Source organism: Deinococcus apachensis DSM 19763 (assembly GCF_000381345.1).
Classification (GTDB): Bacteria; Deinococcota; Deinococci; order Deinococcales; family Deinococcaceae; genus Deinococcus; species Deinococcus apachensis.
The window spans coordinates 110,724-123,955 of the sequence record NZ_KB906403.1; the positions used below are offsets into that span (position 1 = coordinate 110,724).

Below are 13,232 nucleotides of genomic sequence, written 5' to 3' on the forward strand. Positions count from 1 at the left end.
GGCTGTGCCCACCGGGGGCGAGGCCGGTCGTGCCGTGGCGGGGTCGGGCTTTGCCCGCGGGGACGGTGCCGGTTTGACAGGGGGCCGCCTGGACGAACTGGCGGCGGAATTCGGCATGGTGGAGCGGGCGCTGGGTGATCCGGCCGCCCTCGCCGATGCGCGTGAATACGCCCGCCTGACCCGTCGCCACCGCGAACTCACGCCGCTGGTGACGCTCTACCGCGAGCGCGAGGCGCTGACCCGCGACCTCGCCGGGGCGCGCGAACTCCTCGCCGACCCCGACATGCGCGACCTGGCGGCGGGGGAGGTCGAGACCCTGACCACCCGGCTCGCCGGGATCGAGGCCGAGTTGGAAGTCCTCCTCCTGCCCACCGATCCCGACGACGCGAAGGACGTGATCCTGGAATTGCGGGCCGGGGCGGGCGGGGCGGAGGCGGGGCTCTTCGCCGTGGACCTGCTGCGGATGTACACCCGGTATGCCGAGGGCGCGGGACTCAAGCTGAACGTCCTCGACGCCTCCGAGAGCGACCTGGGCGGCGCGAGCAAGGTCGTGGCGGAGGTCACGGGGGAGTTCGCCTTCCGCGCCCTCAAGTGGGAGCGGGGCGTTCACCGGGTGCAGCGGGTGCCCGCCACCGAGTCGCAGGGCCGCATCCACACGAGCACGGTGACGGTCGCGGTCCTGCCGGAAGCCGAGCAGGGCGAGGTCCAGCTCGACCCCTCCGAGGTGCGGATCGACGTGTTCCGCTCACAGGGGGCGGGGGGGCAGGGGGTAAACACCACCGACTCGGCCGTGCGCGCCGTGTACCGGGCGGGCACCCCGGACGAGATCGTGGTGGTGTGCCAGGACAGCCGCAGCCAGATCAAGAACCGCGAGAAGGCGCTTGTGGTCCTCGCCTCGCGCCTCGCCGAGCGGGAGCGGGCGGCGCGGGAGGAGCGCGAGCGCGAGACGCGGGCCTCGCAGGTCGGGACGGGCGAGCGCAGCGAGAAGATCCGCACCTACAACTACCCGCAAAACCGTGTGACCGACCACCGCCTGGAGGGGGATGCCAAGAATTTCGCCCTCGACTCGGTGATGGCGGGCGGCCTCAGCCCGGTCGTGGCGGCCCTGGCCCGCGACGAGCGCGAGCGGCAACTCCTCGCCATGCAGGACGAGGGCGGGGCCGAGGCTGGGGGCGGCAGGCGGGGGACCTATGGGTCGGCGTGACCTCCTGGTGGCCGCGGGCGTCCTGCGAGACCGCTTCGGGCGGGTGCTGCTCGTGGGCAACGACTGGCAGGGCCTGGGGCGGGTGCGCCACACCCTGCCCGGCGGCGTGGTCGAACCCGGCGAGACGTTGCTCGAAGCCCTCTACCGCGAGATCGCCGAGGAGACGGGCCTCAAGCTTACCGGCATCAAGCACATGGCCTACACCGTGCATATCGAGGACGAGCGCCGGGGCGAACGCGCCATCGCCGTCGCCTTCGAGGCGACCTGGGAGGGCCTTCTGAACCCCTCCGACCCCGACGGCTTCATCGTGGAGGCGCGCTTCTGTGCCCCCGATGAGGCCGTCGAGTTGCTGGAATCCCCGCCCATGCGCGAGCCCCTGAGCGACTACCTGCGGACGGGCGAGCCGGGCCGCTTCTACGCCTTCAAGGGTTGGGACGGGCGCGGCGGGCTGCGGGTGCCGCCCTTGAAGACGGAATCCTCACCCCGCTGAAGGTCAGGGTGCACCGCGCGGCTCGGATGGAAGATTCGTCCGAGCCGCGTGCTTTTCCCGGGGATTACAGGTTCTGCACCAGGATCGGCGTCGTCGTGGGCTGGGGGCTCCCTCCGGGCGGCTCGACACTCACGGCGACGGTCGCGCCGGGCGGCAGACCAGTGAGCAGGAAGCCCTGGCCCTCGAACACCCCAAGTGAGACGGGCGTGCCCGCCTGGATGCGCCACATCTGATACACGCGCCCGGCGTCGGCGGGCCGGTTCAGGTGCAGATAGGCGCGGCCATCGGGCAGCCGCACGAGCTGCCCGAGGTCGGTGCCGTTCGCCGTGACCGCCTGCGTGGTGGCGCCGGGAGTACGGGCGTACTGCTGCAAGGGATCGGGGTTGGGCCGCAGCACGAACACCAGGGCGAGCGCGGCGGCCAGGCCCAGGGCGGCCAGGGGGACCCAGGGGGTGCGGCGACGCGCCGGAGCGGGCGGCGCGATGGGGGTCACAGCAGGGAGGGAAGCCTCCCGCTCGGCGGCCAGGCGGGCGAGCAGGCGATCCTCCGCGCCGGGCGGGGGTTCCACCTCGGGCAGGGACTCCACCAGGGCGGTCAGCGTCTCCTGTTCGGCCTGGAGCTGGGCGCGCAGTTCGGGGCTGGCCTCCAGGGCGGCCCTCACCTGGGCCTCCTCCTCGGGGGACAGGATGCCCAGGGCATAGGCGGTCAGTTGCTCCGGGTTGGTGGTCATGCGCGCTCACCTCCTTCCAAGGTGTCCGGTCCCGCCAGGTGGCCGCGCATCCTCTCCAGGGCGGCGCGCAGCCGGGATTTCACGGTGCCGATGGGCAGCCCGGTCATGGCCGCCAGCTCCGAGTGAGAGTAGCCGCGGTAGTAGGCGAGTTCAACCAGCTCGCGCTGCGCCCTGTCCAGCACCTGCACCGCGCGACTTGCCAGGACACGGTCGGTGGGGTCAGTCGCCTGCACGGGCGCGTCCCACTCCTCCAGCTCCAGGGCCACGTCGGGCCGGTCGCGCAGTTCCTGCAGGAAGCGGTGGTGCGCGATGCTCACGAGCCAGGTCTTGACGCTGGCGCGCGAGGGGTCGAAGCGGGCCGCGTGCCGCCAGGCGTTCATAAAGGCGTCCTGCACGCAGGATTCCACGTCGTCGCGCTGGCGCAGCATGCGGTGGCCGAGGGAGTAGAGCAGCCGGGCGTGGCGGCGGTGCAGTTCCCGCAACGCCTCCTCCTGCCCGGCGGCCATACCCCGGATGAGCGCCTCGTCGGTCGGCTCCTGAACGGGTGGGGGGTCGGCTGCCATGGGTTGCGGGCAGCCTAACAGGCCGGGCGGGGGGGCGTGTGACCGGGCGCCGGGAACGCCCTCACACGGGGCGGTCATTCAGGCCCGCGGGGGCTGCTCGGCGGTGGGCACCGCCTGAACGGCGGGGATAGCCGCCACGGGCACGTCCTGAGCGGGGGTGTCAAGGCCACGGCGCAGGTCGTCGGTCACCGTGCTCGTGGACTTGCGAAACTCACGCAGGCCCTGGCCCAGGCTCTTGCCGAGTTCCGGCAGCTTGCGTGGGCCGAACACGATGAGCGCGACGATCAGGATAACGAGCAGTTCCGGGACACCGATGTTGGGCATGGCAGTCCTCCTTGGGGGCAAGGGATGGGGGGCCGGGGCGGGACGCTCAGGACGCCGTACTCTCCTGGGCTCACTCGGCTGTATCCCGTTTGCACGTGATCGGATTACCCCGGAAACGGGGATGAAGGGGGTATGGATGGGGGAAGGGGACAGTACACTGCCCGCCGTGAGTGACGCCGCCCTCAACCTGACCGCCACGCCGGGCCGCCTGGACGCCGTGCTGGCCGAGTTGGTGGGGGCGAGCCGTTCCCAGGTGGCCGGGTGGATCGAGGGTGGACATGTGCAGGTGGGAGGCGTGGTCGTCCAGAAGGCCAGCCTGAAGCTGAAAGGGGGCGAGGCGCTGACGGTGCAGGTTCCCCCACCCCCGGACGCCACCGTCGCGCCGGAAACAGTCCCCCTCGACGTGCTGTACGAGGACGCTTCCCTCATCGCCGTGAACAAGCCGCCCGGGATGGTCACCCACCCGGCCCCCGGGGTGACCTCCGGCACGCTGGTGAATGCGCTGCTGGGCCGCATGAGCCTCCCCGAACAGCCGGGCGCGACAGGTCCCGACGGCCACCGCCCCGGCATCGTCCACCGACTGGACAAGGACACCAGCGGCGTGATCGTGGTCGCCAAGACGGTGGAGGCCCACGCCCGGCTCGCCGCCGCCTTCAAGGACCGCGATACGCGCAAGATTTACCTCGCCATCGCTGCCGGAACGTGGCGGGCGGAGGGGCCGGTGAACGTGAACGCTCCTATCGGTCGCCACCCCACTGCCCGGCAACGGATGACCGTTGGGGGCGTGGGAGCCCGTGAGGCGCAGACCCGCTTCACGCCGTTATCCGCGCATCCTGACGGGCACGGGCGCACGCTGGCCCTCGTCCGCGCGCAACCACGCACCGGCCGGACACACCAGATTCGCGTCCACCTCTCGCACCTGGGCAGCCCGATCCTGGGCGACCCCGTCTATGGCCGCGAGAGCCAGGCTATTGGACGTCATGCGCTGCACGCACAGTTCCTGACTCTCCCCCACCCCGTGACGGGCGAGGCGCTGCACCTGCACGCCCCCGTGCCTGAGGACATGTTGAGCGCCTGGGTGGCGCTGGGGGGGACAGTTCCGGAGGACTTGGAAGTGCTGCCCGCGTAAAAGGACAAGGGAGTCCAAGGTCTACAGCGCGCGGAGGAGACTCTTCGCTCCGCTCAGGGAGACAGTCTCCGACTGTGCTGAGCACGGGTGAAGTTCCTCCACCATCCTTTCGCAACACGCACTGGAGGCCACACCCTCTTCCCCGTCCTGGAGCGCGAGAATGCTCTCCACGACCCCCGCTTCCCCCCTTGCTTTTTCTAGGCGTACCGTGTACACTTTCCCTTCGTGCGCCGTTCGGGACAGCCCCGACGGTTGGAGAGGACCCCATCAGGACGAGCTTTCAGGGTTGAAGGCGTTTGTAGTTCGCAGGGGTACTTTCCCGAAAGGACTACAAATGAACTTTGATCAACTGATCGCGCCCGAACTCGCGGCGCGTCTCGCCGAACGCGGCATCGTCGAAGCCAGCTCTATCCAGGCCGAAAGCCTGCCCCACACCCTTGCCGGGAAGGACCTGATCGGCCGCGCCCGCACGGGGACGGGCAAGACGCTGGCCTTCGCGCTGCCCATCATCCAGAACCTGGAGCCCAGCCGCGAGCGGGGGCGCTTGCCGCGCGCCATCGTTCTGGCGCCCACCCGCGAGCTTGCCAAGCAAGTTGCGGAGGAATTCTCCAAGAGCGGCCAGCATCTCGCCACCGTCACCGTGTACGGCGGCGCGAGCTACGGCCCGCAGGAGAGTGCCCTGCGCCGCGGCGTGGACGTGGTCGTCGGCACCCCCGGCCGCATCATCGATCACCTGGAGCGTGGGAACCTCGACCTGAGCGCCATCGAGTACACCGTTCTCGACGAGGCGGACGAGATGCTGAGCGTGGGTTTTGCCGACGCCATCGAGACCATCCTCCAGAAGACCCCCGAGACGCGGCAGACGATGCTCTTCAGCGCCACGCTGAACGACGACATCCGCCGCATTGCGCGCAAGTACCTGCGCGAGCCCGTCACCGTGGACATGGTGGGCGAGGGCCGCAGCCAGGCCGCCCAGAGCGTCGAACACCTCAAGGTGAAGGTGGGCCGCACCCGCACCCGTGTGCTGGCCGACCTGCTCACCGTGTACAACCCCGAGAAGGCCATCGTCTTCACCCGCACCAAGCGCGAGGCGGACGAGCTGGCGAACGAGTTGATCCACCGCGGCATCGAGTCCGAGGCGCTGCACGGCGACCTGGCGCAGAGCCAGCGGGAGCGGGCGCTGGGGGCCTTCCGTGCCGGACGAGTCGGCGTGCTCGTCGCCACCGACGTGGCGGCGCGCGGGCTGGACATTCCTGAAGTCGACCTGGTGGTGCAGTACCACCTGCCGCAGGACCACGAGAGCTACATCCACCGCTCGGGCCGCACCGGGCGCGCCGGGCGCACCGGCACCGCCATCGTGATGTACGGCGACCGCGAGAACCGCGAGCTGCGGAACCTGGAGTACCGCACGGGCGTGCAGTTCAAGGAACGGACCCTGCCCACCCCCAAGGAAGTGCAGGCCGCGAGCGCCGGGGCGAGCGCCGACCTCGTCCGCAAGGTGGACAGCGGTGTCGCCAGCACCTTCCAGGCCGAGGCCGAGCGGCTGTTCAGCGAGCTGGGCCTGGAGGCCCTGGCCCGGGCGCTGGCCAAGATCAGCGGCGTGACCGAGCCTGTCAAGGCCGCCAGCCTGCTGAGCGGTGAGGAGGGCATGACCACCCTGATCCTGCATGCCGAGCGCCTGAGCGTGGCCCGCGCTGTTGCGGTGATCGCCCGCAACAGCGACGTGGACACCCGCCGCCTGGGCAAGGTGCGCCAGTGGCGCGGCGGCGCCGTGGCCGACGTGCCCAGCGAGTACGTCGAGAAGCTCCTCGCCGCGAGCCCGCTGGAGGGCGAGGTGGGCGTGGAAGTCGCCCAGGAACTCCCCGAACTGTTCGAGGCCCCGAGCCGCGAGGGCCGTCAGGGTGGCAATTACGGCGGTGGACGCGGCTACCGTGACCGCGACGAGGGCGGCAACCGGGGCAACCGGGGTGGTGGCTACCAGGGCAACCGGAGTGGTCAGGGCCGCTGGAGCCGCGACCGCGACGGTGGTGATCGGGGCGAGCGCCGCCGCGAAGACTACGCCGACCGCGAGTTCGTGCCGAGCGGACGTTAAAGCCAGCCTCTGAAGAGTGCCCCTGCCCGAGTGGTGGGGGCATTTTTGTTGGCGTACCAGAGACAGGAGTAGGCTAAGCTTGTGAACTCCCTCACGGGTTCCGGGCTTCCAGAGGCGAGAGACGCGTTTCTCTCCGCACTGGCCGAGAAAACCCGGGGGGACACGCGCCTCCGCGCCGCCTGGCTGGAGGGCAGTATGGGAAGGGGTACGGCTGACCGTTACTCCGATATCGACCTGCATGTGCTGCTGCCTGAAGTCGCGCTGCCCGCCTTTCGAGGGGAGGTGGCAGAGTGGCTGGGCGACCTGAGCCCACTGGTGGTAGTCAATCAACTCTTCGGGGGCCAGATGGTCAACGCGCTGACTGTGGACGGCCTGCGGGTGGACCTGTGGCCGCATCCCGGGGAACATGTGGAGCTTTCCCCCTCCCGGGTCCGCATCCTGCACGCCGCACCCGGCGCCATCACGCTGGGGGGCGACCTCCCCACACCCCCACCCGAGGTGACCGCCGGGCACCTGCTGGGGCTGATCCGCGAATTCTGGCGCTGCATCACCCTGCTGCCCGCCGTGCTGGGCCGCGAGGAACGGCTGGTGGCCGTGCAGGGTCTGGCGGTGGAGCTGGGGCTGGTCACGGACCTGCTCGTCACCGGGTCCGGGGCGGTCCGCGACCGGGGGGTCAAACATTTGAACGCCTTCCTCCCGGTGGACGTCCGGCAGGATCTGGAAGCCACGCTGCTTCCGGCCGACCTGTCCGCTCAGGCGCTGGCCGACGCGCACCTGCGGCTGGCGCGGGTGGTGCAGGAGCAGGGGCGTTCACTGGCCGGACGCTGGGGATTCACGTATCCGACGGAACTGGAACACGCCGCCCTGAGCTACGCCGCACAGGAACTGGAAAGGCTGGGCGTCGCGGTGAATGTTGTACGTCTCTCCTGACCGCTCGCCCTGTTCCCGGGAAAGGGTTTCTCCGAGTCTGTGCCGTTCGCGTTGCGGCCGTCCAGCCTGCGCCTGCGCCCCCTACTTCCAGGTCTGGCGAAACACCCGCCGCCAGTTCTCGGAGGCCAGCTTCCGCAGGGTCGTCTCGTCATACCCGTGCGTCCGCAGCGCGCCGATCAGGTGCGGCAGTCGGCTCGCGTCTCCGATAACGTCCGGCACCACCGCCCCGTCGAAGTCCGACCCGAAGGCCACCCGGTCCACGCCCAGCCGCGTCACGAGGTAGTCCAGGTGCCGCACCACCACGTCGAGGGGCGTGTCGGCCAGGAGGTGGGCGTCGGGCCGCACGTCATTCACCGCGAAGTTGAAGCCCACCAGGCCGTCCGACTCCCGGATAGCGTCGAGCTGCTGGTCGGTGAGGTTGCGGGTCGATGGGCACACCGCGTGCGCGTTGGAATGCGTCGCCACCAGCGGCGCGTCCGAGAGCGCGGCCACGTCCCAGAAGCCGCGCTCGTTGAGGTGCGAGACGTCGAGCATCACGCCCAGCCGGTTGCAGGCCCGCACCAGCGCCCGGCCCTCGGGGGTCAGGCCCGGGCCGGTGTCGGGCGAGCGCGGGTACGCGAAGGGCACCCCGTGGCCGAAGACGTTCGGGCGGCTCCAGACTGGCCCGAGCGAGCGCAGCCCCGCCCGGGCCAGCACCTCCAGGCAGTCGAGCCGCGGGTCGATGGCCTCAGCGCCCTCCAGGTGCAGCACCATGGCGAACACGCCTTCCCGGCACGCGGCCTCCACCTCGTCAGCGGTTCGGGCGATTCGCACCTGTCCCGCGGCGCGCCCCTCCAGGCGAAACAGGGAGGCCATCTGGCCGGTGATCTGCCGCCGCGCCTCGTCGGGGTCAAGGGGACCGGCCAGCCGCACCTCATACCCGTTCCCGGTGATCGTCAGGTCGTCCTGGGGGGGCTGATCGGGGTGGGCCATCAGGGCGAACAGGCCGCCGAAGAGGCCGCCCTCCCGGGCACGCGGCAGGTCCAGGTGACCCCGGGTGGACCGGCGCAGGAAGTCGTTGCCGCCCTCCCGGTACTCGGCGAGGCGCTGCACGGTGTCGTTGTGTCCGTCGAAGATGGGGATGGCACGTGTGGAAGTCATCTGCCGCCCAGCCTGCCGCTACCCTGGGTGAAATGGGACAACCACTTTCACGCAGCTCGGCGCCCGTCGTGACCGAACCCGAACTGGCCCGCGTGCTGCTCGACCCTGGCCGCCGCCGCTCTCTCACGCCCTTTTTCGGGCGCGCCCTGACGGTGGGGGAAGCGGCGGCGGAACTGGGCGTGAAGCCGAACTCGCTGCTGTACCAGGTGAAGCGGCTCGTGCATCTGGGCCTGCTGACGGTGGTGGGGGTGGAGCCTCGGGCTGGCCGGGCAGTCAAGCGGTACCAGGCGGCGGCGGAACGGTTTTTCGTGCCGTTCGCCACGACGGACGCGGAAACGCTGGAAGCGCTGCTGTTGCGAACGGGCGAGCCCCACGCGCGCCGGTTTGCCCGGAGCCTGGCGCGGACGCTGCTCGACACCCCGGAGGGGACGATGGGGTATCTGGTGGGGCGCCACGCGAGGGGTGAGGTGGACGCCTACTTCTCGCCGGACGGGGTGAGGACGCTGTCGCTGCTGGAGGCGGAGGCCCCGGCGGCTGGCCGGTCATGGGCCGTGCTGTCGCTAAGCCACGAGGACGCCAAAGCCTTGCAGCGGGAACAGTGGGCGCTCTGGGAGCGGTATCTGGGCAAGCGTGGGAGTGGACGGTACCTGGCGCATTTCGACCTCACCCCTTGGCTGGAGGACTGACCTGGGGGCGGCCCACCGCTCGCCCCGCCACGCGAACGGCGAGGTCCTGGTCTCCCCCTATCTAGACGCGCCCCCATCCTCGCGCTGCACAGCCCGTAGGGTGAAGGGCATGAACGCGCCGCACCCCATTCTCGTGGTGGTACTTCTTGGCTCCGGGGGAACTGGACGCTGAGCGTGAGCGCGCGCCACTGACCCCCACCCCACCCGGGCGGGGGTTTTTCGTTGAGTGAAAGGAGAGGGCAGGTATGGGACGCAGGGGACCACAACATCGAGCAACCGCCCGTCGGGGAGGACCCTTCGGAGCCGCACACCGCGCCACGTCGCCTTCGGGTGAGCGTGGCGCGCGCCGTTTGGACACCACCACGGGGAGGCAGGCATGACGCAGCAGGACATGACGGGTGCCAAGGCGCTGTGGGCCACCCTCGCCGCACACGGCATCAATACAGTCTTCGGCTACCCCGGCGGCGCGATCATGCCGGTGTACGACGCGCTGACCTTCTACCCCGAGGTCCGCCACATCCTCGGGCGGCATGAGCAGGGCGCCATCCACGCGGCGGAGGGCTGGGCCAAGGCAACGGGCGAGATCGGCGTGTGTATCGCCACGTCCGGGCCGGGGGCGACGAACCTCGTCACCGGGCTGGCGGACGCGATGCTCGACTCGGTGCCCATCCTGGCGATCACCGGGAACGTCGCGCGGCACCTGATGGGCACGGACGCCTTTCAGGAGGCGGACATCACCGGGATCACCCTCCCGATCACCAAGCACAACTACGTCGTGCGCGACGTGGAGGAATTGCCCCGCGTGATCGCCGAGGCCATCCGCATCGCGCGCAGCGGGCGGCCCGGCCCGGTGCTGGTAGACATTCCCAAGGACGTGCAGCTCGCCGCCTACCACGGTGAGATCGCCGCGCCCCACGCCCGGCCCGAGATTCCCGCACCGAAGCCGGAGGCTATCGAGAAGGCCCGCGAGTTGCTGCGTTCGGCCAGGAAGCCCGTCATCATGGTCGGCGGCGGGTCGCTGGACGCGGCGGCGGAGATCACCGCCCTCGCCCACGCCTGGGACATTCCCGTCATCACGACGCTGATGGGCCTGGGTTCGTTCCCGGCCAGCGACCCCCTCTGGTTAGGAATGCCGGGGATGCACGGCTCGGTCGCCGCCAACCGCGCGATCTCCGAGGCCGACGTGCTACTGGGCATCGGCCTGCGCTTCGATGACCGGGTGACGGGCCGGGTGAACGGCTTCGCGCCGAACGCCTCGATCATCCACGTGGACCTCGACGCCGCCGAGATCGGCAAGATCGTGCGGACGCATGTTCCGGTGCGGGGAGAGGCTCGGGTGGCCGCCCAGATGCTTGCGGAGGGCGCCCAGAAGCTCGACCTCCCCGAGTGGCGGGAGAAGATCGCCGAGTGGAAGACCCGCACCCAGGATCCCGACCACTGGGGCGCCGGGTACGCGGTGAAGGCCGTGGTGGACCGCCTGCGGCCCGACGACATCCTCTCCTCGGACGTGGGCCAGCACCAGATGCTCGCCGCGCAGCTCGCCCGCTTCGAGAGGCCCCGCCGCTGGATCAACTCGGGCGGGCTGGGCACGATGGGTTTCGGCTTCCCGGCGGCGATTGGCGCGGGCATGGCCGAGCCCGGTGTGCGGAGCATCGTTATCGCCGGGGACGGCGGCTTCCAGATGACCGCCCAGGAACTCGCCACCCTGAAGAAGTACGACATCCGCAACGTCAAAATCTGCATCATCAACAACTCGTTCCTGGGCATGGTCCGCCAGTGGCAGGAACTCTTCCACGAGCGCCGCTACTCGGAGGTCTACCTGGGCGACTCCAACCCCGACTTCCTCAAGCTCGCCGACGCCTACGGGGTGCCCGCCTACCGCGCCGACCGCGCCGAGGAACTGCCCGAGGCCATTGACGCCTGGCTGAACGACCCCAAGAGTTCACTGCTGGAAATCGTGGTGCCCAACGAGCACGGTGTCTTCCCGATGGTGCCCGCCGGGGCCTCCCTGAGCGAGATGATCGAGACCGAACCTCCCCGCCCCACCCCCGGCATTGAGAAGAACGCCGCCGCCGAGGAGGCGAAGAACGCATGACTGGCCCTTTCGATTCCACCCCAAAGGACCACCTCGTCTCCGCCCTGGTGCGCGACGAGCCGCGCGTGTTGACCCGCATCTCCTCGCTCTTCGGGCGGCGCGGGTACAACATCAGGAGCCTCAGCGTGGGCTCCACCGAACACCCCGGCCTCAGCCGCATGACCTTCGTGGTGACGGGCGACCGGGGCGTGGTCGAGCAGGCGATGCGCCAGCTTGAGAAGCTGCACGACGTGGTGAAGATCATCGACCACAGCCTGGAAAAGTTCGTGGACCGCGAACTCGTTCTGGTGAAGGTCGCCATCACGCCCGAGAGCCGGGTGGAGGTGCGCCAGATCGCCGAGGACTTCCGCGCCCGCATCGTGGATGTGGGCCGCCACGCCCTGACCTTCGAGGTGACGGGCGACGAGGGCAAGATCACCGCCTTCATCGAGCAGATGCGCCCTTTCGGCATCATCGAGACGATGCGGACGGGGCGGGTGGCCCTGACGCGCGGCTCGAACGCGGACATCCCCAGCCACGTCTACCATGAGGGGGAGACGGAGGCGTTGCGCCCCGTAGTGGAGAGCGCCGAGCCGAGGGAGGAGAAGGCGCGGGGCGTGCCGAATCTGTTTTAGCTGCGTATACCCCTCAGTCAGCTTTGCTGACAGCTCCCCTTAGAGGGGAGCCAGAAAGCACGGCTTGAGGAGCACTTCATAGCCTCCCGTTTACGGGGAGGCGGCCCGACGGGCCGGAGGGGTTGCACGCCGCCCCCCTCCCCTAGCCCACATTCCCCCCCAACTCACACTTTGTAGGAGAATCGCCCAATGGCCGCGAAAATGTATTACGACCGCGACGTCTCCCTCTCCCCCATCGAGGACAAGCTCATCGCCATCATCGGCTACGGCTCGCAGGCGCACGCGCACGCGCAGAACCTGCGGGACAGCGGCCTGAACGTGGTCGTCGGGCTGCGGGAGGGTAGCCCCAGCCGCACCAAGGCGGAGCAGGCGGGCCTGCGCGTCACCAGCATCGAGGACGCGACGCGCGAGGCGGACGTGGTCATGCTGCTCATCCCCGACGAGACGCAGCCGAAGGTCTACGAGGAGAGCATCGCCCCGAACCTCACGGACGGGAAGGCGCTCGCCTTCGGGCACGGCTTCAACATCCACTTCGGGCGCATCAAGCCGCCCGCCGGGGTGGACGTGTTCCTGGTCGCCCCCAAGGGACCCGGCCACATGCTGCGCCGCGTGTACGTGGATGGGGCGGGGATGCCCAGCATCTTCGCGGTGGGGCAGGACGCGAGCGGTCAGGCGCGGGAGATCGCGCTGGCGTATGCGCGCGGCATCGGCGGCACCCGGGCGGGCGTGCTGGAGACCACCTTCAAGGAGGAGACGGAGACGGACCTCTTCGGCGAGCAGTCGGTCCTTTGTGGCGGCGTGACGCACCTGATCCAGGCGGGCTTCGAGACGCTGGTGGAGGCGGGCTACCAGCCCGAGATCGCCTACTTCGAGACGCTGCACGAGGTCAAGCTGATCGTGGACCTGATCTACGAGAAGGGCTTCGAGGGGATGCGCTACTCCATCTCCAACACGGCGGAATTCGGTGACTACGTGACCGGCCCGCGCATCATCACGGACAAGACGAAGGCGACGATGAAGGACGTGCTGGGCGACATCCAGAGCGGCAAGTTCGCCCAGAGCTTCATCCAGGACGCCGAGAGCGGCTTCCCCTACATGAACGAGCAGCGCCGCAAGATGCGCGATCACCTGCTGGAGACGGTGGGCAAAGAGCTGCGGGGCAAGATGCCGTTTATCAACAAGCAGGCGCTGGAGGTTTAGGAGCGGTCAGCGGTCAGCGGCCAGCCCTTCCGGGG

13 protein-coding genes are annotated in these 13,232 nt (G+C 69.8%); 9 read left to right on the forward strand and 4 right to left on the reverse strand.

Going from position 1 to position 13,232, the window contains the following annotated elements; translation table 11 throughout:
* Positions 1-73 precede the first annotated feature (73 nt).
* Together prfA and F784_RS0111310 are read left to right on the forward strand one after the other, a co-directional pair.
* Positions 74-1,204, forward strand: coding sequence for a peptide chain release factor 1 (gene prfA / locus F784_RS0111305; protein ID WP_019586844.1), 1,131 nt, complete (start codon positions 74-76; stop codon positions 1,202-1,204).
* Positions 1,191-1,694, forward strand: coding sequence for an NUDIX hydrolase (locus F784_RS0111310; RefSeq protein WP_019586845.1), 504 nt, complete (start codon positions 1,191-1,193; stop codon positions 1,692-1,694). Before prfA ends, F784_RS0111310 begins: the two co-directional genes overlap by 14 nt.
* 64 nt (positions 1,695-1,758) lie before the next feature.
* Here F784_RS0111310 and F784_RS0111315 read toward each other — a convergent pair whose 3' ends face one another.
* From F784_RS0111315 to F784_RS0111325, 3 genes are all read right to left on the reverse strand, one after another.
* Entirely contained in the window at positions 1,759-2,424 is a 666-nt protein-coding gene (locus F784_RS0111315; RefSeq protein ID WP_019586846.1) for an anti-sigma factor, read from the reverse strand.
* Positions 2,421-2,987, reverse strand: coding sequence for an RNA polymerase sigma factor (locus F784_RS0111320; RefSeq protein WP_019586847.1), 567 nt, complete (start codon positions 2,985-2,987; stop codon positions 2,421-2,423). Before F784_RS0111320 ends, F784_RS0111315 begins: the two co-directional genes overlap by 4 nt.
* Before the next feature lie 78 nt (positions 2,988-3,065).
* Positions 3,066-3,311, reverse strand: coding sequence for a Sec-independent protein translocase subunit TatA/TatB (locus tag F784_RS0111325; RefSeq protein ID WP_019586848.1), 246 nt, complete (start codon positions 3,309-3,311; stop codon positions 3,066-3,068).
* Between the two features lie 136 nt (positions 3,312-3,447).
* Here F784_RS0111325 and F784_RS0111330 point away from each other — a divergent pair, with 136 nt between their 5' ends.
* From F784_RS0111330 to F784_RS0111340, 3 genes are all read left to right on the forward strand, one after another.
* Positions 3,448-4,440, forward strand: a complete 993-nt coding sequence (locus F784_RS0111330) for an RluA family pseudouridine synthase (RefSeq protein WP_019586849.1) — start codon at positions 3,448-3,450, stop codon at positions 4,438-4,440.
* Between the two features lie 334 nt (positions 4,441-4,774).
* Entirely contained in the window at positions 4,775-6,532 is a 1,758-nt protein-coding gene (locus F784_RS0111335; protein ID WP_019586850.1) for a DEAD/DEAH box RNA helicase, read from the forward strand.
* Positions 6,533-6,613: 81 nt separating this feature from the next.
* On the forward strand, positions 6,614-7,462 hold the full coding sequence (locus tag F784_RS0111340) for a nucleotidyltransferase domain-containing protein (RefSeq protein ID WP_019586851.1): 849 nt from the start codon (positions 6,614-6,616) through the stop codon (positions 7,460-7,462).
* A gap of 81 nt (positions 7,463-7,543) precedes the next feature.
* On the opposite strand, the gene F784_RS0111345 is transcribed toward F784_RS0111340, so the two are convergent.
* Positions 7,544-8,602: a dipeptidase gene (locus F784_RS0111345; protein ID WP_019586852.1), complete on the reverse strand. Its 1,059-nt coding sequence runs from the start codon at positions 8,600-8,602 to the stop codon at positions 7,544-7,546.
* Between the two features lie 32 nt (positions 8,603-8,634).
* On the opposite strand from F784_RS0111345, the gene F784_RS22995 reads away from it, so the two are divergent.
* The 4 genes from F784_RS22995 to ilvC all read left to right on the forward strand — a co-directional run bounded on the left by F784_RS22995 (position 8,635) and on the right by ilvC (position 13,197).
* Positions 8,635-9,288 carry a winged helix-turn-helix domain-containing protein gene (locus F784_RS22995; RefSeq protein WP_157465196.1) on the forward strand — a complete coding sequence of 218 codons (654 nt, stop codon included), beginning with the start codon at positions 8,635-8,637 and terminating at the stop codon, positions 9,286-9,288.
* 376 nt (positions 9,289-9,664) lie between these two features.
* Positions 9,665-11,383 carry a biosynthetic-type acetolactate synthase large subunit gene (gene ilvB / locus F784_RS23000; RefSeq protein ID WP_019586854.1) on the forward strand — a complete coding sequence of 573 codons (1,719 nt, stop codon included), beginning with the start codon at positions 9,665-9,667 and terminating at the stop codon, positions 11,381-11,383.
* Entirely contained in the window at positions 11,380-11,997 is a 618-nt protein-coding gene (ilvN, locus tag F784_RS0111360; protein ID WP_019586855.1) for an acetolactate synthase small subunit, read from the forward strand. Before ilvB ends, ilvN begins: the two co-directional genes overlap by 4 nt.
* A 189-nt stretch (positions 11,998-12,186) precedes the next feature.
* Positions 12,187-13,197 carry a ketol-acid reductoisomerase gene (gene ilvC / locus F784_RS0111365; RefSeq protein ID WP_019586856.1) on the forward strand — a complete coding sequence of 337 codons (1,011 nt, stop codon included), beginning with the start codon at positions 12,187-12,189 and terminating at the stop codon, positions 13,195-13,197.
* Positions 13,198-13,232: the final 35 nt, after the last annotated feature.

Coding starts and splice junctions, on each gene's coding strand:
- F784_RS0111310 (WP_019586845.1), top strand. CDS start 1,191: ATGGGTCGGCGTGACCTCCTGGTGGCCGCGGGCGTCCTGCGAGACCGC.
- F784_RS0111315 (WP_019586846.1), bottom strand. CDS start 2,424: ATGACCACCAACCCGGAGCAACTGACCGCCTATGCCCTGGGCATCCTG.
- F784_RS0111320 (WP_019586847.1), bottom strand. CDS start 2,987: ATGGCAGCCGACCCCCCACCCGTTCAGGAGCCGACCGACGAGGCGCTC.
- F784_RS0111325 (WP_019586848.1), bottom strand. CDS start 3,311: ATGCCCAACATCGGTGTCCCGGAACTGCTCGTTATCCTGATCGTCGCG.
- F784_RS0111330 (WP_019586849.1), top strand. CDS start 3,448: ATGGGGGAAGGGGACAGTACACTGCCCGCCGTGAGTGACGCCGCCCTC.
- F784_RS0111335 (WP_019586850.1), top strand. CDS start 4,775: ATGAACTTTGATCAACTGATCGCGCCCGAACTCGCGGCGCGTCTCGCC.
- F784_RS0111345 (WP_019586852.1), bottom strand. CDS start 8,602: ATGACTTCCACACGTGCCATCCCCATCTTCGACGGACACAACGACACC.
- F784_RS22995 (WP_157465196.1), top strand. CDS start 8,635: ATGGGACAACCACTTTCACGCAGCTCGGCGCCCGTCGTGACCGAACCC.
- ilvB (WP_019586854.1), top strand. CDS start 9,665: ATGACGCAGCAGGACATGACGGGTGCCAAGGCGCTGTGGGCCACCCTC.
- ilvN (WP_019586855.1), top strand. CDS start 11,380: ATGACTGGCCCTTTCGATTCCACCCCAAAGGACCACCTCGTCTCCGCC.
- ilvC (WP_019586856.1), top strand. CDS start 12,187: ATGGCCGCGAAAATGTATTACGACCGCGACGTCTCCCTCTCCCCCATC.